At 64.5% G+C, this 18,494-nt stretch carries 21 protein-coding genes; 6 read left to right on the top strand and 15 right to left on the bottom strand.

The features are described from left to right. Positions 1–132 precede the first annotated feature (132 nt). The 6 genes from C8J33_RS27450 (at position 133) to C8J33_RS00630 (ending at position 8,397) form a co-directional block, all read left to right on the top strand. Entirely contained in the window at positions 133–747 is a 615-nt protein-coding gene (locus C8J33_RS27450; RefSeq protein ID WP_245507026.1) for a DUF559 domain-containing protein, read from the top strand. Beyond that, on the top strand, positions 744–1,616 hold the full coding sequence (locus C8J33_RS00650) for an ABC transporter permease (RefSeq protein ID WP_132662689.1): 873 nt from the start codon (positions 744–746) through the stop codon (positions 1,614–1,616). The genes C8J33_RS27450 and C8J33_RS00650 overlap by 4 nt, the downstream gene beginning before the upstream one ends. Continuing rightward, a complete protein-coding gene (locus C8J33_RS00645) occupies positions 1,613–2,476 on the top strand; it encodes an ABC transporter permease (protein ID WP_132662688.1) in 864 nt (287 codons plus the stop codon). The genes C8J33_RS00650 and C8J33_RS00645 overlap by 4 nt, the downstream gene beginning before the upstream one ends. Positions 2,477–2,506: 30 nt before the next feature. Then, positions 2,507–3,499 (top strand): ABC transporter substrate-binding protein, encoded by a 993-nt coding sequence (locus C8J33_RS00640; RefSeq protein WP_132662687.1) that lies wholly within the window; start codon positions 2,507–2,509, stop codon positions 3,497–3,499. Positions 3,500–3,820: 321 nt separating this feature from the next. Then, positions 3,821–5,047 carry an efflux RND transporter periplasmic adaptor subunit gene (locus C8J33_RS00635; RefSeq protein ID WP_132664400.1) on the top strand — a complete coding sequence of 409 codons (1,227 nt, stop codon included), beginning with the start codon at positions 3,821–3,823 and terminating at the stop codon, positions 5,045–5,047. Positions 5,048–5,073: 26 nt separating this feature from the next. Then, entirely contained in the window at positions 5,074–8,397 is a 3,324-nt protein-coding gene (locus tag C8J33_RS00630; RefSeq protein WP_132662685.1) for an efflux RND transporter permease subunit, read from the top strand. A gap of 212 nt (positions 8,398–8,609) precedes the next feature. Here C8J33_RS00630 and ureG read toward each other — a convergent pair whose 3' ends face one another. From ureG to urtD, 15 genes are all read right to left on the bottom strand, one after another. Continuing rightward, positions 8,610–9,221 carry an urease accessory protein UreG gene (ureG, locus tag C8J33_RS00625; protein ID WP_132662683.1) on the bottom strand — a complete coding sequence of 204 codons (612 nt, stop codon included), beginning with the start codon at positions 9,219–9,221 and terminating at the stop codon, positions 8,610–8,612. A 152-nt stretch (positions 9,222–9,373) separates the two neighbouring features. Further along, on the bottom strand, positions 9,374–10,066 hold the full coding sequence (locus tag C8J33_RS00620) for an urease accessory protein UreF (RefSeq protein ID WP_245507120.1): 693 nt from the start codon (positions 10,064–10,066) through the stop codon (positions 9,374–9,376). Between the two features lies 1 nt (position 10,067). Next, the gene (locus C8J33_RS00615; protein ID WP_132662681.1) at positions 10,068–10,634 is read right to left on the bottom strand and encodes an urease accessory protein UreE; all 567 of its coding nucleotides are present in this window, start codon (positions 10,632–10,634) and stop codon (positions 10,068–10,070) included. 11 nt (positions 10,635–10,645) lie between these two features. Beyond that, entirely contained in the window at positions 10,646–11,335 is a 690-nt protein-coding gene (locus C8J33_RS00610; RefSeq protein ID WP_132662679.1) for a TIGR02117 family protein, read from the bottom strand. A 59-nt stretch (positions 11,336–11,394) separates the two neighbouring features. Next, positions 11,395–13,107: an urease subunit alpha gene (ureC, locus tag C8J33_RS00605; RefSeq protein ID WP_132662677.1), complete on the bottom strand. Its 1,713-nt coding sequence runs from the start codon at positions 13,105–13,107 to the stop codon at positions 11,395–11,397. 3 nt (positions 13,108–13,110) lie between these two features. Beyond that, positions 13,111–13,521 carry a hypothetical protein gene (locus C8J33_RS00600; RefSeq protein WP_132662675.1) on the bottom strand — a complete coding sequence of 137 codons (411 nt, stop codon included), beginning with the start codon at positions 13,519–13,521 and terminating at the stop codon, positions 13,111–13,113. Next, positions 13,518–13,772 carry an AbrB/MazE/SpoVT family DNA-binding domain-containing protein gene (locus C8J33_RS00595; RefSeq protein ID WP_132662674.1) on the bottom strand — a complete coding sequence of 85 codons (255 nt, stop codon included), beginning with the start codon at positions 13,770–13,772 and terminating at the stop codon, positions 13,518–13,520. The genes C8J33_RS00600 and C8J33_RS00595 overlap by 4 nt, the downstream gene beginning before the upstream one ends. Positions 13,773–13,781: 9 nt before the next feature. Then, positions 13,782–14,438 carry a Urease operon accessory protein gene (locus tag C8J33_RS00590; RefSeq protein WP_132664398.1) on the bottom strand — a complete coding sequence of 219 codons (657 nt, stop codon included), beginning with the start codon at positions 14,436–14,438 and terminating at the stop codon, positions 13,782–13,784. Between the two features lie 129 nt (positions 14,439–14,567). Continuing rightward, positions 14,568–14,993 carry a lysozyme inhibitor LprI family protein gene (locus C8J33_RS00585; protein ID WP_132447979.1) on the bottom strand — a complete coding sequence of 142 codons (426 nt, stop codon included), beginning with the start codon at positions 14,991–14,993 and terminating at the stop codon, positions 14,568–14,570. Between the two features lie 7 nt (positions 14,994–15,000). Further along, complete coding sequence (locus C8J33_RS00580) at positions 15,001–15,306, bottom strand: urease subunit beta (protein ID WP_110801803.1); 306 nt, start codon at positions 15,304–15,306, stop codon at positions 15,001–15,003. 75 nt (positions 15,307–15,381) lie between these two features. After that, positions 15,382–15,630, bottom strand: a complete 249-nt coding sequence (locus C8J33_RS00575; RefSeq protein WP_132447758.1) for a DUF1272 domain-containing protein — start codon at positions 15,628–15,630, stop codon at positions 15,382–15,384. A 7-nt stretch (positions 15,631–15,637) separates the two neighbouring features. Next, positions 15,638–15,940, bottom strand: a complete 303-nt coding sequence (locus C8J33_RS00570; RefSeq protein WP_062591957.1) for an urease subunit gamma — start codon at positions 15,938–15,940, stop codon at positions 15,638–15,640. Between the two features lie 32 nt (positions 15,941–15,972). Then, entirely contained in the window at positions 15,973–16,815 is an 843-nt protein-coding gene (locus C8J33_RS00565; protein WP_422038011.1) for an urease accessory protein UreD, read from the bottom strand. Positions 16,816–16,838: 23 nt separating this feature from the next. Further along, a complete protein-coding gene (gene urtE / locus C8J33_RS00560) occupies positions 16,839–17,534 on the bottom strand; it encodes an urea ABC transporter ATP-binding subunit UrtE (RefSeq protein WP_110801805.1) in 696 nt (231 codons plus the stop codon). A 207-nt stretch (positions 17,535–17,741) separates the two neighbouring features. Beyond that, positions 17,742–18,494 (bottom strand): urea ABC transporter ATP-binding protein UrtD, encoded by a 753-nt coding sequence (urtD, locus tag C8J33_RS00555; protein ID WP_110728477.1) that lies wholly within the window; start codon positions 18,492–18,494, stop codon positions 17,742–17,744.

The following is an 18,494-nucleotide window of genomic DNA, read 5'->3' as shown; positions in this document are numbered from 1 at the left end:
AACGTTTTCGGCTGGATCGAGCGGCCAGCCAGGGGTCCTCTCCCCCCTTGTGGGGGAGATGGCCGGCAGGCCAGAGAGGGCCTTCCTTCCCCAAACCACCGCCACCACCGCCTCACCGGGACCACCCGAACCATGGCCCACTCCAACATCACCCCTCTCACCCGAACCCGCGCCAAGCGTCTCCGTCGGGAACGCACCAAGGCCGAACAGCTGATGTGGAACATCCTGCGGGATTTCCACCCCCGCGGCGCCCGCTTCCGGCGTGAAACGCCCATCGGCCCCTACATCGCCGATTTCGCGTGGCTATCCGCCCGCATCGTCATCGAAGTCGATGGTGACAGCCATGAGACCGACGCGGGAAAAAAACACGATCAGCGCCGCGACGCCTTTCATGATGCAACAGGGCTTCACTGTCCTCCGCTTCGACAACGATCAGATCGTCGGCAACTCGGATCATGTCACGCTGCTGATCGAAAGCAAGATTGCCGAGCGTCTTGCCGAGGTGGGAGCGTCGTGATGCCTGTTCGAACGAAACACCCTCTCTGGCCTGCCGGCCATCTCCGCCACAAGGGGGGAGAAGACGTGCGGCGAGGTCTTTTTCTCACCATCGGCATCCAGAATGAGTTTGCCCAAAACAGGGCGATCGGCAGCCACCTGCAGGTCTCCCCCCTTGTGGGAGAGATGGGCGGCAGCGCAGAGAGGGCCTTCTTTCATCACCCCATCACCGCCGGGGTGCCCTATCCATGACCGCGCGCGACAAGATCCTCCCCGTCCTTACCATTCTCTCAGCCGTCCTCGTGTTCTGGTACGCCGCCGCTGTCTACCTCAACGCACCGTTCGAGCGCGACACCGCCGCCCGGGCCGGCACCACCATCACCTTTTCGGAAATCGTGCCGCGGACGATGGCGCAGGTGCGGCCTGTTCTGCCGGCGCCGCATCAGGTAATATCAGAGCTCTGGGACACCACCATCAATAAGCCGGTGACCTCCAAGCGCAGCCTCGTCTATCACGCTTGGATCACGCTTTCCGCCACGCTCGTCGGCTTCGGGCTCGGCACGCTGCTCGGCATTACGCTTGCGGTCGGCATCGTGCACAACAGGGCGATGGATCGCTCGCTAATGCCCTGGATCATCGCCAGCCAGACCATCCCGATCCTTGCCATCGCGCCGATGATCATCGTCGTGCTGAACGCCATCGGCATTTCCGGCCTGCTGCCGAAGGCGCTGATCTCAACCTATCTCTCGTTCTTCCCGATTGCCGTCGGCATGGTGAAGGGTCTGCGCAGCCCCGAGCAGATCCAGCTCGACCTGATGCGCACCTACAATGCCAGTTCCTCGCAGCTGTTCTGGAAGCTCCGCTGGCCGGCCTCCATGCCCTATCTGTTCACCTCGCTGAAGGTGGCGGTGGCGATCTCGCTGGTCGGGGCCATCGTCGGCGAGTTGCCGACAGGCGCTGTCGCGGGCCTCGGCGCGCGCCTGCTGGCCGGGTCCTATTACGGGCAGACGGTGCAGATCTGGTCGGCCCTGTTCATGGCTGCAGGCCTTGCCGCCGTCCTCGTCCTCATCGTCGGCGCGGCCCACAGCGCGGTGTTGCGCCGCATGGGAGCCCGCCCATGAACGCCATCCTGCCCGCCATTCTCTTCTGGCTCGCCGCCTGGGCGCTCAACGAATGGCTCGTCCGCCGGAAACCCGCCTCGAAAGCCGCAGAGCGCGCGATCCGCCTCGTCGTGCCGGTCCTCTTCGGCGTCAGCCTGCTCGTCCTCTGGGAAGGATTCGTGCGCGGCTTCGCGGTACCGGCCGTGCTACTGCCGCCGCCCTCCATGATCTGGACGCGCCTCATCTCGTCGCTGCCGACGCTCTGGGCGGATTTCCGCCAGACATTCCTCAAATCCGTGCTCACCGGCTATGTCGCCGGCTGCGGCCTTGGCTTCCTCGTCGCCATCGCCATCGATCGCTCCCCCTTCCTGCAGAAGGGCCTGCTGCCGCTCGGCAATTTCGTCTCCGCCCTGCCGGTGGTTGGCATCGCTCCGATCATGGTCATGTGGTTCGGCTTCGACTGGCCCTCCAAGGTCGCCGTCGTCGTCATCATGACGTTCTTTCCCATGCTGGTGAACACGGTGACCGGGCTTGCCGCCGCGAGCAGCATGGAGAAGGACCTGATGCAAACCTATGCGGCTTCCTGGTTCCAGACGCTCGTCAAGCTCCGGCTGCCGGCCGCCTGGCCCTTCATCTTCAATGCACTGAAGATCAACTCGACGCTGGCGCTGATCGGTGCCATCGTTGCGGAGTTTTTCGGAACGCCGATTGTCGGCATGGGCTTTCGCATCTCCACCGAGGTCGGGCGCATGAATGTCGACATGGTCTGGGCGGAAATCGCTGTGGCGGCACTGGCCGGCTCGGTGTTTTATGGTGTGGTCGCGCTGGTGGAACGCGTCGTCACCTTCTGGCATCCGTCCGTCCGCGGTGGACGGGCGTAAAAAAGACGAACGATAACAAAGGGAACGTACATGAAACGGACAATCGCATCGCTTCTCATGTCCAGCGCGCTGACGCTGGCCGCCTTCGACGCCATGGCGGCAGACAAGGTAACGCTGCAGCTGAAATGGGTCACCCAGGCCCAGTTCGCCGGATACTATGTCGCCAAGGACAAGGGCTTCTACGAGGCGGAAGGCCTCGACGTCGAGATCAAGCCAGGCGGCCCGGATATCGCACCGCCGCAGGTCATCGCCGGCGGTGGCGCCGATGTCGTGGTCGACTGGATGCCGTCGGCACTCGCCACGCGCGAAAAGGGCGTCGCCCTCGTCAACATCGCCCAGCCTTTCAAGAAATCCGGCATGATGCTGACCTGCCTCAAGGAAAGCGGCGTCGCGACCCCGGCCGACTTCAAAGGCAAGACGCTCGGCGTCTGGTTCTTCGGCAACGAATATCCGTTCCTCTCCTGGATGAGCCAGCTCGGACTGAAGACGGATGGCGGACCGGACGGCGTGACCGTGCTGAAGCAGGGCTTCAACGTCGATCCGCTGATTCAGAAGCAGGCCGCCTGCATCTCCACCATGACCTATAACGAGTACGGCCAAGTTCTCGACGCGGGCATCAAGCCCGAGGACCTCGTGACCTTCAAGTACGAGGACCAGGGCGTCGCGACGCTGGAAGACGGTCTCTACGTGCTCGAAGACAAGCTGAAGGACGCAGCCTTCAAGGACAAGATGGTCAAGTTCGTCCGCGCCTCCATGAAGGGCTGGAAATATGCCGAGGAGCATGTGGACGAAGCCGCCGGCATCGTGCTCGAAAACGATGCCACCGGCGCCCAGACGGAAGAGCACCAGAAACGCATGATGGGCGAGATCGCCAAGCTCACCGCCGGCTCCAACGGCGCACTGGATGAGGCCGACTACACTCGCACCGTCGCATCCCTCATGAAGGGCGGTTCCGACCCCGTGATCACCAAGGAGCCGGCCGGCGCCTGGACGCACGAAATCACCGACGCAGCCCTGAAGTAGGCCCGCAACACGGGGAAATTCGGCAGCGCGCGGCTTCGGTCGCGCGTTTTGCGTTCTGCCTGAAAAATGCCTGATCCCGACGCCATATACCGTAAAGACTGCCGCATTTGCGCGGGTTCGGCGACGTGCGAGGGCGGCCTTCGCCTCCATTTCGACAAGCATCCGACACGGGATGATGGTATAGACGCTCAAGGGTGCAGTGCCACGGGGGCGTGGCGCGTGCTGGGAGATGACGGGGCGGCAAGGCGACACAGTCGCCTTTCAGCATATTTCGACAGTGAGGACAGGCCGATGGCTGGTGAAGGTACGTTTGCAAACGGCATGCGCACGGCTGCGCGGGTTCCCGCACTTCTGACAGCGCTTCTGCTGGCGGCGGCACCCGTCTTGACGCGCGAGGCCCTGGCGCAGGACGCAACGCCGGCCAAAACGGAAACACAGGCAGCACCCGACACCGCCTACCCCTCCATCGTCGTCACCAAAGCCGAAATACGGACGGTCATAGACCGTGTCATCGCGACGGGAACCATCCAGGCCGTCGAGGAAACCTTGGTGCAGCCGCTGGTCGAAGGCCTGTCGATCCGCAGTCTCGCCGTCGATATCGGCGATACCGTCAAGGCCGACGGCACTATGGCCACGCTCAACGACGACGCTCTGCTGCTGACCCGCAGCGAGAATGAGGCGAACCTTGCCAGGGCTCGTGCCTCGCTCGCCCAGTACCAGGCGCAGCTGGTGGAAGCGCAGGCCAATGCGCAGGAGGCCGTCCGCGTCTCCGCACGCAATGCCAAGCTCAAGGAGGCCGGCTCTGTCTCGACAGCGCTTGCCGACCAGACGGAAGCCGCCGCGGCCGTGGCGCTCGCCCGCGTCAATTCCGCCGAGCAACTGATCGCGGTCGCGCAGTCCGACATCAAGGTTGTCGAAGCCCAGATCTCCGATGTCGATCTCCGCCTCGCCCGCACCGTCATCAAGGCGCCCGTGGCCGGCACGGTCTCGGCCAGGACGGCGAAAGTGGGCGCCATCGCCGCAGGCTCCAGCCAGCCGCTCTTCACCATCATCCGCGATGGCGCGGTGGAAATGCGCGCCGACATCTCGGAAAGCGATCTCCTGAAGCTCGCAGTCGGGCAGAAGGCCAAGCTGAAGCTTGCGGATAGCAGCGTCACGCTCAACGGCACGATCCGCCTGATCTCGCCGACCGTCGACGCCGACACCCGCCTTGGCACCGTCTTCATCAGCATCGCCGAGCCCGAAAGAGCGCGCGTGGGCATGTATGCGAACGCCGACATCACGATCGAGGAAAAGCAGGCGCTGGCCCTGCCGCTCACAGCCGTGACCAGCGGCAAGACCGAAACCGTGGTGCGCAAGGTGCTTAACGGCGTGGTCGAGATGGCACGCGTCGAGACGGGCATTCAGGACGGCCGCTATATCGAGATCCTCTCCGGCCTCAAGGACGGCGACGAGGTCGTGGCAAAGGCCGGCGCCTATGTCCGCGATGGCGACCGCATCACCCCGGTCAAGGCAGCAGCAACCACCGACAAGACGGCCACCAACTGAGGCCACCAACCGAGGATCGACCCGCCATGAACTTTTCGGCCTGGGCCATTCGAAATCCGATCGCACCGATCCTCACCTTCGTGCTGTTGATGTTCCTCGGCTATCAGTCGTTCAACACGCTGCCGATCACGCGCTTCCCCAATATCGACGTGCCCATCGTCTCCATCGCCGTGTCGCAGAGCGGCGCAGCCCCTGCCGAGCTGGAAACGCAGGTCACCAAGGAGATCGAGGATGCCGTGGCCGGCATCGCCGGGGTCAAGCACGTCACCTCGACCATCACCGACGGCCTTTCGACGACCGCCGTCCAGTTCGAGATCGAGATCCCGACCAATCAGGCGGTGCAGGACACCAAAGACGCGATCGACCGCATCCGCGGCGACCTGCCGGCCGGCATCGAGGAGCCGATCGTCGCCAAGGTCGATGTCGAGGGACAGGCGATCCAGACCTTCGCCGTCTCCGCGCCGGACATGACGCTGGAGGAAATCAGCTGGTTCGTCGATGATACGGTGAAGCGCTCGCTGCAGGGCCAGACCGGCATCGGCCGGATCGACCGCTACGGCGGCGCCGACCGTGAGGTGCGCGTCGAGCTCAACGAAAGCCGCCTGAACTCCTACGGCATCACGGCGACCGACGTGAACGCGCAACTGCGCAAGATGAACACCGACCTCGGCTCCGGCCGCGGGCAGATCGGTGGCAGCGAACAGGCGATCCGCACGCTCGGCGACGCCCGCTCGGTCTCGGCGCTGGCCGATACGATGATCGCTATGCCGAACGGCCGCTTCGTGCGCCTGTCGGAACTCGGCACCGTCACCGATACCTACGAGGAGCCGAAGAGCTTTTCGCGCTTCGACGGCACGCCCGTCGTCACTTTCGCCGTCTTCCGCTCCAAGGGCGCCAGCGAAGTCAGCGTCGCCGAAACCGTTGCGAAGTCTCTGGACACGGTCCGCGCCGCCAATCCCGGCGTGTCGATCCAGCTCATCAACGACAGCGTCTACTTCACTTATGGGAATTACGAAGCCGCCCTTCACACGCTGATCGAAGGCGCGCTGCTGGCCGTCGCCGTCGTGCTTCTGTTCCTGCGCAACTGGCGCGCGACGCTGATTTCCGCCCTCGCCCTGCCGCTGTCGGCCATCCCCACCTTCTGGATCATGGACCTGCTCGGCTTCTCGCTGAACCTTGTCTCGTTCCTTGCTTTGACGCTTGCGACCGGCATCCTCGTGGACGATGCGATCGTCGAGATCGAGAATATCGCCCGCCACATCAAGATGGGGAAATCGCCCTATAAGGCGTCGATCGAGGCGGCAGACGAGATCGGCCTTGCCGTCATCGCCACCACCTTCACCATCATCGCCGTCTTCGTGCCGGTGTCGTTCATGCCGGGCATTCCCGGGCAGTATTTCATCCAGTTCGGCCTGACGGTCGCCGTTTCCGTGTTCTTCTCGCTGATGGTCGCCCGCCTGATCACCCCGGTCATGGCCGCCTATCTCATGCGCTCCGGCGATGGCGACGGGCATGGCGAAGAGCGCGACGGCCTGTTCATGCGCGGCTACACTTGGCTGGTCGCCGCCACAACGCGGCGCTGGTACATGCGCTACCTCACCCTGTCCGTGGCGCTCGCCTTCCTTGTCGGCTCCGTCATGCTGCTTCTCACGGTCCCCGGCAGCTTCCTGCCGCCGGAGGACGCCTCGCGGATCGTGCTCTCGGTCGAGCTGCCGCCGGATGCAATGCTGGAAGATACCGACCGCACGAGCGCGGAAATCTACGACCGGATCAAGGATTTCCCGGGCGTCGAAGGCATCTTCGTCCTCGGTGGCGCCTCGCCGAAGGGCGACCTCGAGCTGCGCCGCGCCACCATCACCGTCATGCTGGACAAGCTCGACCATTCGCTCGTCAACAAGCTGGTCAATACGCTGCTCGGCAACCTGCCGCTGGTCGGACAATATATGCCGAAGCTGCCGCCGGCTGGCCGCATCATTCCGCAGTCGCAGATCGAAGCCCAGGTTTTCGCCGCCATCCATTCGATCCCGGATGTTCGCGTTCTCAAGCTGAACGACCGTGGCGAGCGCGACCTCGCCTTCAACCTTCTCTCCAACAATGACGCCGCCCTCAACGAAGCTGTCGGTCTGCTGGAGGCCAAGCTGCGCGACGAGCCGACGCTCGCCAATGTCAGCCCGGACGGCGCCCTGCCCCGCCCGGAACTGCAGCTGCGCCCGCTTGCCGACCGCATGTCGCGCCTCGGCATCACCACGTCGCAGCTCTCCGATGTGGTGCGTGTCGCAACCATCGGCGATATCGATGCGGCGCTGACGAAGATCTCGCTCGATGATCGCCAGATCCCGATCCGCGTGCAGATCGACACCGGTCTGCGCACCGATCTCGCCGCCATCCGCAACCTCAAGATCCAGACGGCCTCCGGCGCGCTCGTGCCCATCTCCAGCGTCGCCGATATTTCCTATTCGGAAGGCCCGAGCTCCATCAAGCGCTACGACCGCTTCCGCGTCGTCACCATGGGCGCGGACCTTCCCGTCGGCGTCGCGCTCAACACGGCCTCCGACCGCTTCAAGCAGGCGGCCAACGAGATCCGCCTGCCCGAAGGCGTCCGCTTCCTCGAAAGCGGCGATGCCGAGGTTCAGGCGGAAATGCAGTCCGGCTTCGTCCATGCCATGCTGCTCGGCCTGCTGCTGGTGCTCGTGGTGCTCATCCTTCTCTTCAAGGACGTCATCCAGCCTTTCACGATTCTCTTCTCGCTACCGCTCGCCATCGGCGGCGTCGCGCTCGGCCTGATCGTCACCAACAACGCGCTCTCCATGCCCGTCCTCATCGGCATCCTCATGCTGATGGGCATCGTCACAAAGAACGCCATCCTGCTGGTCGATTTCGCCATCGAGATGAAGCGGCACGGCATGGAACGCGTCGATGCCATGGTGGAGGCGGGCCGCAAGCGCGCCCGGCCGATCATCATGACGTCCATCGCCATGTCGGCCGGCATGCTGCCATCGGCGCTCGGCGTGGGCGAAGGCGGCTCGTTCCGCGCGCCCATGGCCATCGCCGTCATCGGCGGCATCATCGTCTCCACCGTCCTGTCACTGGTCGTCGTGCCCTCGTTCTTCCTGATCATGGACGACCTCTCCCGCCTCCTCGGCTGGTCCTTCGGCCGCCTCGTCGGAAGCAAGGAGGCAGAAACCGTGCCGCTGGAGAACGTGGTGTTGACCGAAAAGCTCGCCGAGCAGTCCGAAACCATCGAAGCCTTGCAGAGCCGCATCGACCGTTTGGAAAACCGCACCTCCCCCGGCACCCTCCGCGCCGTCGGCGGCACCGTGGTCACGCATCCTGCGCTGGCGGCGGAGTAGACGGTAAGGCTGTGCACCGCGGCAGCCCCTCACCCTAGCCCTCTCCCCGCGCGCGGGGAGAGGGGACGTGGCATGCTCGGCAGTTCGATATGGAGTGAAGTCGTGCCTCAAGTCCCTTCTCCCCGTTAAAACGGGGAGAAGATGCCGGCAGGCAGATGAGGGGCGGACACGCACCCCGACCGAACGAACTGCCGGAAAGCTAGCCGGCCACTCTACAACCCGCCCTCAACCCGCAAAAACTCCACGATCCGCTCCACGCCCTCACCGCGCTTCATGTCCGAAAACACGAACGGACGGGACTGGCGCATGCGGTCGGCGTCGCGCTGCATGACGTCGAGGTCGGCACCGACGTAAGGGGCCAAATCCATCTTGTTGATGACGAGAAGATCGGAGCGCGTGATGCCGGGGCCGCCCTTGCGGGGGATTTCCTCGCCCTGGCAGACAGAGATGACGTAGAGCGTGATATCCGCGAGATCGGGCGAGAAGGTCGCTGCGAGATTGTCGCCGCCGGATTCGATGAAGACGATGTCGAGGTCGGGAATGCGGCGGTTGAGGTCGGCGATGGCCTGCAGGTTGATCGTCGCATCCTCGCGGATGGCCGTGTGCGGGCAACCGCCCGTCTCCACGCCGACGATCCTGTCGGAGGGCAGCGCCTGCATGCGCACCAGCGCTTCGGCGTCTTCCTGCGTGTAGATGTCGTTGGTGACCACCGCGACCGACCATCTGTCGCGCATGGCCTTGCAGAGCTTATCCGTCAGCGCCGTCTTGCCGGAGCCGACCGGACCACCGATGCCGACGCGGAGGGGGCCATTGGAGGATGCCATGAGATTGTCCTTTCAGGTACGCATGTCGAGGTCAGCAGGTCCGCCTGGACGTCGGACGCTGCGTCGATACGAAGAGAGTGAGCCTGTCCTTTTTCGGAAAGGCTCTGGACCGGGTGAAAGAGATGCCGCTCGGCAGGAATGCATATCCGTCCTCACGAGCGGAACAGCCGCGAGGGCAGCGTCTCATGCCGGATACCTGCGATATCCGCGAGAAGTCCCGCAGAACCGAGATCGTCCAGCGAACTTGCCGCCGCGCGCGCGGCCGTCGCCGCGATCTCGCCTTCCAACGCCGCCAGCACGGCCACCCCCGCACGCTGCCCGAGGACGCCGCAGCGGATCGCGACGGAGACCTGATTGGATGCCGTCGCATGCAGATAGGCTGCAATCGCAGGCTCGGCGCCTGTCGCATGCGCACCGGCGATCGCACCGACAGCAACCGGATAGGCCATGCGCAAAGGCATGTCACCGCCAACCGTCGGCCAGGCCGAGGCCGCCGCAACGAAGGCCTCGCCCTGCAGCATCGTTTCCATCTGCCGCTCCCGGCTCCCGGTCATCGCCTCCGCCAGCGAAGCGACCGCGTGAAGCCGCTGGACGTCCTCAGCCGCACGATAGCTTTCCGCCAACAGCACCGCATCGTTCCAGACGGCACCCTCGGCAATGGCGCCGGACAACCAATCCTGAAGCGAGGCCGCATCTGCAACACTGCCATCCGCCACCGCCTGCTCGAGCCCTGCCGAATAGGAGAAGGCACCGATGGGGAAGGCCGGCGACATCCAGGTGATCAGCCGGAGCAGGGCCTGCGTCCCGCCCGAAGCCGATGGCTGTTTCTGCCCGTCCGTGAGCATGTCAGTCATGGGGGTGGTGGTGCCCTTTTCCGTCATGGCCATGCGTGTCGTGATCGTGATGGTCATGGCTGTGCCCGGCATGGTCATGCTTCCCGTGCTCGTGCCCGCTCTGATCATGAGACCCATGATCATGCCCACTGTGGTAAGCGCCGCGCATCGGCTGGAACTGCGCCGTCACATCGCTCACCTCGGCGCCGAGCCCGATCAGCATGGCCCGGATGACCGGATCGCGCAGGATGACGATGCGGTCCTCGCGGATTTCGGCCTGCAGGTGTCGGTTGCCGAGATGCCAGGCGAGCTCGATCAGGTGAAGCCGGTCGCGCGGCAGGATCTCGTAGAGCGGCTCCTCCACGGCGGCGATGAGGATATAGCCGCCACCCTCCAGCGCCAGCGCATCGCCATCCGCCAGCATCACGGCCTGCTTCAGGTCCAGCATGACGACATCGTCATCCGGAAGGTGCAGGAGCTTGCGCCGTAGATGCCGCTGATCGTGCGGGAGGCGCAACACCGCAACCGGCGTGATATCGGCCGGTGCCGGGGAGAGGATGGAGGTGGAGCGATAGGGCATGGTGACCTCGATCAGTTGAATTGCGTGAGAGAAAAGGCAATCGATACCGGCAGCGGGTTCCACAATCCTGTGCGCAGGCCCGCGGCCCTCAGGCCCCGCGCCGTCCATGTGTTGCAGCCGGCCAGCGCCGTGAACCCGCCGGTGGCCTCGAAGAACCGGTCGTTCTGCCCGTAGCGCACGTCGGGCACAGGCACGACCTGCCCGTCTTGCGTCGCAAAACTTGCCGCGATCATGTCGAGCAGCCGCTTATAGCCGGCCGGTCCGATGTCGAAGCCTTGCACGGTCGGCGACGGTTCGGCAAGCGCGCCGACGACATCCACATGCAGCACGGCCCGATCGAGCGTCAGCCCGCGCAGCAACGGCAGCGGCTTCAGGTCTGCCCAGGTCGGCGTCTCCAGATAGAAGGTACGCCCGCCCCGGCCGAAGATGATCCACCGCGCCGCGGGATCATCGACCGGAACGCCGCTCGCGCTGAGAAACGGAAACCGCGCCAGGCTTTCCGCATCCACCGGAATGGCGATATCGGTGTGGATCGGGTTGGAGAGCACGAGGATGCGCCGCGTCTCCCCGCCTTCCCCTTCCCGTGATGCAAAGAACGGCTGCGGCACGATGGTGCCGAGACCTGCCGCAAGCGCGAGCAGCAAAACCAGCAACGGAAGACCGAGCGAAAGCCTCCGCAAGACCTTGCGCAGCCTCGTCATGCCGACACGGTATTGGCTGCGCGTTTCCGGCAAGGCTTCGATGTGGCGGTCACGAGCATCTAGAACAGGAAATAGCGCTGCGCCATCGGCAGCACCGTCGCCGGCTCGCAGGTCAGCAGTTCACCATCCGCGCGCACCTCGTAGGTCTCCGGATCCACCTCGATAACCGGCGTCAGGCTGTTGTGGATCATCGAGGCCTTGCCGATGCCGCCGCGCGTGTTCTTCACCGCCATCAGCGTCTTCGCCACGCCGAGCTTTGCCGCAAGGCCGGCATCGAGAGACGCCTGCGACACGAATGTCACGGAAGAGTTGGTGCGCGCCTTGCCGAACGAGCCGAACATCGGCCGGTAGTGCACCGGCTGCGGCGTGGGAATGGAGGCGTTCGGATCGCCCATGGGTGCCGCTGCGATCATGCCGCCGAGCAGCACCATATCCGGCTTCACGCCGAAGAAAGCGGGGTTCCACATCACGAGATCCGCTCGCTTGCCGACCTCTACCGAGCCGATCGCGTGGCTGAGGCCATGCGCGATGGCCGGGTTGATCGTGTACTTCGCGATGTAGCGCTTCACCCGCATATTGTCGTTGTCGCCGGTTTCGCTCGGCAGGCGCCCACGCTGCCGCTTCATCTTGTCGGCCGTCTGCCAGGTCCGGATCGCCACCTCGCCGACGCGGCCCATGGCCTGGCTGTCGGACGAGATGATGGAGAAGGCGCCGATATCGTGCAGGATATCCTCGGCCGCGATGGTCTCCTTGCGGATACGGCTTTCGGCAAAGGCGATATCCTCGGGGATCGACGGCGACAGGTGATGGCAGACCATCAGCATGTCGAGATGCTCGGCCAGCGTATTGATCGTGTAGGGCCGCGTCGGATTGGTCGAAGACGGGATGACGTTCGGCTGGCCGCAAATCTTGATAATATCCGGCGCATGGCCGCCGCCCGCCCCTTCCGTGTGGAAGGCATGGATGGTGCGGCCCTTCAGCGCGGCGATGGAATCCTCCACGAAGCCGCTCTCGTTCAGCGTGTCCGTGTGGATCATCACCTGCACGTCGTATTCGTCGGCCACCGACAGGCAGCAGTCGATGGCGGCCGGCGTCGTGCCCCAATCCTCGTGCAGCTTCAGCGACGTCGCGCCACCGAGCACCATCTCCACCAGCGCGCCGGGTAGCGAGGCATTGCCCTTGCCGGCAAAGGCAAGGTTCATCGGAAAGGCATCGGCCGCCTCGATCATCCGCGCCAGATGCCAAGGCCCTGGCGTGCAGGTGGTGGCGAGCGTGCCGTGCGCCGGACCAGTGCCGCCGCCGAGCATGGTGGTGAGGCCGGACATCAGCGCCTCCTCGATCTGCTGCGGGCAGATGAAGTGGATGTGGCTGTCCATGCCGCCGGCGGTGATGATCTTGCCCTCTGCCGCAATCGCCTCCGTGCCGGGCCCGACGATGATGTCGACGTTCGGCTGCGTATCGGGATTGCCGGCCTTGCCGATGGCGACGATCAGCCCGTCCTTCAGCCCGATATCGGCCTTCACGATGCCCCAGTGATCGACGATCAGCGCATTGGTGATAACGGTGTCCACGGCGCCATCCGCCCGCGTCACCTGGCTCTGCCCCATGCCGTCGCGGATGACCTTGCCGCCCCCGAACTTCACCTCGTCGCCATAGGTGGTGAAATCCTTCTCCACCTCGATGAACAGCTCCGTATCCGCCAGCCGCACCCGGTCACCCGTCGTCGGGCCGAACATGTTGGCATAGGCGGCGCGGGACATCTTGTAGGACATGGTCTACCTCGAAAGTTCGGAGAAAAGGGGCGACCGCGCCGCAGCACGATCGAAGGTATAGGTGGTCCGGCAGCCATTGCGGCTGTTGATCTCGCCGATCAGGTGGTCGGCGAAGTGGCCGGGATGAAGTTCATAGGAACGCAGGGATGCGATGACCGCATCGCGATCCTGCATGACGATCCGCGGTCGGTTCAGCATGTCGAAAATGAACGCGGAAACCGCGGGCCGCGCCATCTTCACCTTCTGCCGCAGAAGCCAAACGACCTCGACGAGAACGACGTGATTGATGAAGACGGGCGCGATCTCCTGCTTGAGAAAGGCTGTCGCCTGCTCGCCCTGCTTCACGCCCTCGGCGTCGGTGATCGAGCCGAGAGCCAACCACCGCATCACCATGTTGGTGTCGAGACCGATCATTCCCCGCTCTCCCGAAAACCGGCATTTCGGGCTTCCCTGATCCAGTCATCCAGTTCCTCGCCGGTGATCGGCCGCTCCAACGTCACGATCCCTCGCAAATCCTCAAAACTCTTCCCCGGCTTGCGGATTTCGACAGCACCAGCCTCGTTGGCAACGAACTCGACCGCGTCGCCGTCCTTCAGGCCGAGTGCCTTCAGCACCGACTCGGGAACCGTGATCGTGCCTGCCTTGATCCTGACCGTCTCGCCCATGGCGTGCTCCTAGCTCCCGGCCGCGAGAGACAATGCCGGCGCCGCATCCAGCCGCCGGAGCCGGCCCTCGGCGATCCAGCGATCGACCAGCTGCGCCTCCGCTGCGAAGGGATGTCCCTCCCAGCCGACATGGGCGAAGCCGGCAAGCGCGATATCCGCTGCGGGATGCGCGCCGAGTATATCGGCAATGACGACGATGCCGCTGCTCGGCACGATGTAGGGGGCGGGCGAAAAGCTTGCGAGAATGGTCTCCAGGAACCGCTGGGTTTCCGCATCGAGAACCCGGAACGCCTTGCCGGCCGCAAGCGCAAAGGCCTCGAACCCCGCCGTCTCGTCGTCGCAGAAATCATCGAGCTCCGGATGCGTGATGGCGAGCGGTGCCCGGAGCGCCGCAAAAACAGCGGGGTTGCGAACACACCAGATGCCGGTCGCCTCGACCACCGCGGGATGCGCCGCCCAAGCCGTCGGCAGGATGGTGGGGTGCAGGGCGGAGGGAACCGACGTTCCCAGCATCGTCTTCGCCGGCCGGCCGGTGTTGCAGACCGCGACGATATCGGTGCGCTCGCCCGGGCGATACGAGCGGCAATCGTTGAAACGGATGACGCAATCGGCAGACGCGATCTCGTTGGCGGCGCTGTCCGGCACCGGCCCATTGCCAACGATCACGATGCGCGCACCGGTCTTCACAGCGTTCTGCCCTCGGTTTCCTGCCGCCCGTCGATCCTGCCGGCTTCCCATCCTGAAAGACCGGTCGAACCTGCAGCCTGCTTCATTCTCGAACCGCCGTCGCGACGATCAGCGATCGGCCAGCGCCGCGTTCAGCTCGTCCGTCCGCTTGGTGGTGAGGTCCGCAAGGCAACCCGCCACCAGCATCGGCTCCATGGTTCCGCCTCGTGCCTCGAACCCGGCCAACTCGCACTGGCCGTCGCGATAGGCGATCCAGGCGCGTTGCGCGGTCTTCAGGGCCTCGACGGCACCAACCATGGTGTCGCCGATCTCGGCGAAATCCTTGTCCATCGCCTGCGCACGCGCCATCGTCTTGCGATACGCCGCGTTCAACGCCACGTCCGCGGTCTCGTAATCCTGTTGCGAACACGCCGTCATGTCGCTTTGGGTCATCGCCTTGCTGCAATCGACATCATCCGGCCCAGCCGCCGAGGCAGCACCTGCCCCGAGAAACAGGCACGAGGCCAGTGCCGCGCCGGGATAAGCGAGCCGCATTGCCATGTCAGAGCGCACCCATGACCTTCTGGCGGAAACCATAGACTTCCCGCTTGCCGGCAAACGGAATGAGCGTCACGTCGCGCGTCTGCCCCGGCTCGAAGCGCACCGCGGTGCCTGCGGGAATGTCCAGCCGCCTGCCGTGGGCGGCCGCGCGGTCGAAGGTCAGACCGGCATTGGTCTCGGCGAAGTGATAGTGGCTGCCGACCTGCACCGGCCGGTCGCCGGTGTTCGACACCTCGATCGTCACCGTCTCCAAGCCCACATTCAACTCGATCTCGCCCTCTGCTGCAAGGATTTCACCGGGGATCATCTTGTCTCTCCTGAAGGTCTCGATAGGCATGCTGCACGGCAATCGTGGCAGGCTGAGGATGCTGTCGCCACGGCATTACGCCGCCGCAGCACAGCCCCCGGCTTTCACCACGCGCTCCGTGGAAGCGGGATTGTTCACCAGCTTTTCGGCCGGCCGCACAGGTCGGCGAACGAGTTCGCCCGTACAGTTCGGGCAACGCCCGCCGAGCACGGCGCTCGCGCAGGCGGCGCAGAACGTGCATTCGAAACTGCAGATCATCGCCTCGCGGCTATCGGCCGCCAGATCCGTGTCGCAGCATTCGCAATTGGGTCGAAGCGCCAGCATGGAAACCTCAGCGGATGGGTTCGTGAACGGTGACGAGCTTCGTTCCGTCCGGGAACGTTGCCTCGATCTGGATGTCGTGGATCATCTCGGGAATGCCCTCCATCACCTGCTCGCGCGTGATGACATGGGCGCCGGCCTCCATGAGGTCGGGGACCGAACGCCCGTCGCGCGCGCCCTCGACCACGAAATCGGTGATCAGCGCGATGGCTTCGGGATGGTTCAGCTTGACGCCGCGCTCCAGCCGACGGCGCGCCACCATGGCCGCCATCGAGATCAGCAGCTTGTCTTTTTCGCGGGGAGTAAGGTTCATGCGACGCGATCCATCATCATCTTCGACATTCTCTACAGGCTCCAGACTTTCGGTACAGACGCGCTCCTGCGCAAGTGCGAAATCATCGGCACAAGGATTTTTCGCAAAGCGAAGCCGTCCTTTGCCACGATCCGCGCGACGAGCTTTTCCTGACCGCCGACCACGACATGGCTGACGCCACCCGACCCGCTGGCGGCACCATGATCCATCAGTTCGCGGAGAGGCTTCAGATACCGCTCGCAGCCGGCCGCGGTGAAGAGCAGCGTGGCGAAAGCGACATGACCGCTCAGCGAAAAGGCCCGCCGGGTCAGCGCGTCGATATCGCCGGACAGCCGCATGTTCTCCGCATGCAGCAGCGTGCCGCCCTTCACGATGCGCCACCGGTCGCGAAAAAGGCCGCTGCGCATGCGCTCACCCATGGCAGCGCGCCCGAGCAGCACCGCCTCGACGGCCAGAAACTCGGCATCGGCTGCCAGATCGACCTCGAGCGACCGCGTCATCGAGGCCCGGTCGAACAGGATCGTCTCCTGCGGTAGCCAGTGAACGCGGGACCCCGCCTCCGCCCGGATGGTCGTCGTCACCGAGGTCGTGCCGGCGCTTGCCTTGTAGATCTTCTCGCAGGCCTGCGTCGTCAGCGTCAGCTCGGTGTCCGCGCCGGCGCCGAAACGCCAGTCCATCACGTCGCCGCCGGTCAGCCCGCCGGAACTGTTGATCAGCACGGCCTCCATGCTGCCATCGAACATAGTCGGCAGACGCAGCTTGGCGCAGCCTTCCTGATAGAACTCCTGCAGCCGCGTCCGCCCGCCGGCCGACTTCGCCACCAGCCGCCCGCGGCCGAAAGCGCGCTGCGGCGCGGCCGCCACCACTTCCGGCACGGGCTCAGGCATCGGTTGCGCGATCAAACCGTAAGGTGCCGTCGGGCTTCCGGCGTGTCGAGCGTTTCGGCCGGGCCTTCATGCACTATCTCTCCACGATCCATGATGTAGACATGGTCTGCAAGCTCGCGGCAGAAGTCAAGGTATTGTTCCACAAGCAAAATCGCCATCCCCGTGGAATCCCGCAAATACTGGATCGCACGCCCGATATCCTTGATGATCGAGGGCTGGATGCCCTCCGTTGGCTCGTCCAGCACCAGAATCTTGGGCCGCGTAACGAGCGCCCGGCCGATGGCCAGTTGCTGCTGCTGCCCGCCGGAAAGATCGCCCCCGCGCCGACCGAGCATGGATTTGAGGATCGGGAACAGCGCGAAGATCTCCTCCGGCACGAAGCGATCCTTGCGGGCGACGGGGGCAAAGCCGGACTCCAAGTTCTCTTTGACCGTGAGCAGCGGAAACACCTCCCGCCCCTGCGGCACGAAACCGACGCCGAGCCGCGCCCGGTTATAGGGCGCCATGCCGTTCATGACCGTGTCGTTGAAGGTGACCTTGCCGGCGCTTGTCGCATGCTGGCCGGTGACCGCACGCAGAAGGCTGGTCTTGCCGACGCCGTTGCGGCCGAGCACGCAGGTGATCTTGCCCATCGGCGCCGTGATGGAGACGCCACGCAGAGCCTGCGCCGCACCGTAGTGCAGGTTGATGTTGTCGACGGTCAGCATGGGGCACCTCGTTCGGTGGGCGTGGTCGGTGCGGTGGAGTTTGAGGGGCTTGCGGGAAGGAAGGCCCTCTCTGGCTTGCCAGCCATCTCCCCCACAAGGGGGGAGAAGACTCGGGATGCTTGCCCTGCCCCAAAATCATGTCGAAGGATTGGATCGGCGGACGCTGATCCTTGGATTGCAAACATCGAGACATTGTAATGCATGAGATCACCGCCCCAAATAGTTTTCGATGACTTTGGGATCGTTCGACACGAAGTCGATCGAGCCCTCGGCTAGAACCGAGCCCTCGGCAAGGCAGGTGACCTTGACGCCGAGGTCGCGGATGAAGCCCATGTCGTGCTCGACGACGACAACGGAGCGGGTCTTCGCGATCTCCTTGAGGAGGATCGCCGTCTCAGAGGTCTCCGCATCCGTCATGCCGGCGACGGGCTCGTCCACCAGCAGCAGCTTCGGCTCCTGCGCCAGCAACATGCCGATCTCCAGCCACTGCTTCTGCCCGTGCGACAGGCTACCTGCGAGATGGTCCTTGCGGGCGGTCATGCGCACGGTTTCGAGGATCTCCTCGATCCGCGCCTTGTCGGCCGGCGTGAGCGTGTAGAACAGCGTGGCGAAGACGCCGCGTTTGCGGTTCAGCGCCAGCTCGATATTGTCCCAGACCGTATGGCTTTCAAACACGGTCGGCTTCTGGAATTTGCGGCCGATGCCGAGCTGCGCGATATCGGCCTCGTCCTTCTTGGTCAGGTCGATCTGCCCGTCGAAATAGACGGTGCCGGTATCCGGCCGCGTCTTGCCGGTGATGATGTCCATCATCGTCGTCTTGCCGGCACCGTTGGGGCCGATGATCGCCCGCAGCTCGCCGGGCGCGACCACGAAAGACAAGGAATTCAGCGCTTTGAAGCCGTCGAAGGAAACCGAGACGCCGTCGAGATAGAGGAGGCTGTTGGTGATCTTCTGGTCCAT

The sequence above is a fragment of the Rhizobium sp. PP-CC-3G-465 genome, assembly GCF_004343445.1.
GTDB lineage: Bacteria > Pseudomonadota > Alphaproteobacteria > Rhizobiales > Rhizobiaceae > Ferranicluibacter > Ferranicluibacter rubi.
The sequence above is the reverse complement of the archived record's forward strand: the minus strand, read 5'-3'. Positions and strand labels throughout refer to the sequence as shown.

Bases quoted from the DNA above. Each gene is read 5' to 3' on its own strand.
- C8J33_RS27450 (WP_245507026.1), top strand. From the start codon at position 133: ATGGCCCACTCCAACATCACCCCTCTCACCCGAACCCGCGCCAAGCGT.
- C8J33_RS00650 (WP_132662689.1), top strand. From the start codon at position 744: ATGACCGCGCGCGACAAGATCCTCCCCGTCCTTACCATTCTCTCAGCC.
- C8J33_RS00645 (WP_132662688.1), top strand. From the start codon at position 1,613: ATGAACGCCATCCTGCCCGCCATTCTCTTCTGGCTCGCCGCCTGGGCG.
- C8J33_RS00640 (WP_132662687.1), top strand. From the start codon at position 2,507: ATGAAACGGACAATCGCATCGCTTCTCATGTCCAGCGCGCTGACGCTG.
- C8J33_RS00635 (WP_132664400.1), top strand. From the start codon at position 3,821: ATGCGCACGGCTGCGCGGGTTCCCGCACTTCTGACAGCGCTTCTGCTG.
- C8J33_RS00630 (WP_132662685.1), top strand. From the start codon at position 5,074: ATGAACTTTTCGGCCTGGGCCATTCGAAATCCGATCGCACCGATCCTC.
- ureG (WP_132662683.1), bottom strand. From the start codon at position 9,221: ATGGCATCCTCCAATGGCCCCCTCCGCGTCGGCATCGGTGGTCCGGTC.
- C8J33_RS00620 (WP_245507120.1), bottom strand. From the start codon at position 10,066: ATGCTCACGGACGGGCAGAAACAGCCATCGGCTTCGGGCGGGACGCAG.
- C8J33_RS00615 (WP_132662681.1), bottom strand. From the start codon at position 10,634: ATGCCCTATCGCTCCACCTCCATCCTCTCCCCGGCACCGGCCGATATC.
- C8J33_RS00610 (WP_132662679.1), bottom strand. From the start codon at position 11,335: ATGACGAGGCTGCGCAAGGTCTTGCGGAGGCTTTCGCTCGGTCTTCCG.
- ureC (WP_132662677.1), bottom strand. From the start codon at position 13,107: ATGTCCTACAAGATGTCCCGCGCCGCCTATGCCAACATGTTCGGCCCG.
- C8J33_RS00600 (WP_132662675.1), bottom strand. From the start codon at position 13,521: ATGATCGGTCTCGACACCAACATGGTGATGCGGTGGTTGGCTCTCGGC.
- C8J33_RS00595 (WP_132662674.1), bottom strand. From the start codon at position 13,772: ATGGGCGAGACGGTCAGGATCAAGGCAGGCACGATCACGGTTCCCGAG.
- C8J33_RS00585 (WP_132447979.1), bottom strand. From the start codon at position 14,993: ATGCGGCTCGCTTATCCCGGCGCGGCACTGGCCTCGTGCCTGTTTCTC.
- C8J33_RS00580 (WP_110801803.1), bottom strand. From the start codon at position 15,306: ATGATCCCCGGTGAAATCCTTGCAGCAGAGGGCGAGATCGAGTTGAAT.
- C8J33_RS00575 (WP_132447758.1), bottom strand. From the start codon at position 15,630: ATGCTGGCGCTTCGACCCAATTGCGAATGCTGCGACACGGATCTGGCG.
- C8J33_RS00570 (WP_062591957.1), bottom strand. From the start codon at position 15,940: ATGAACCTTACTCCCCGCGAAAAAGACAAGCTGCTGATCTCGATGGCG.
- urtE (WP_110801805.1), bottom strand. From the start codon at position 17,534: ATGCTGACCGTCGACAACATCAACCTGCACTACGGTGCGGCGCAGGCT.
- urtD (WP_110728477.1), bottom strand. From the start codon at position 18,494: ATGGACCAGAAGATCACCAACAGCCTCCTCTATCTCGACGGCGTCTCG.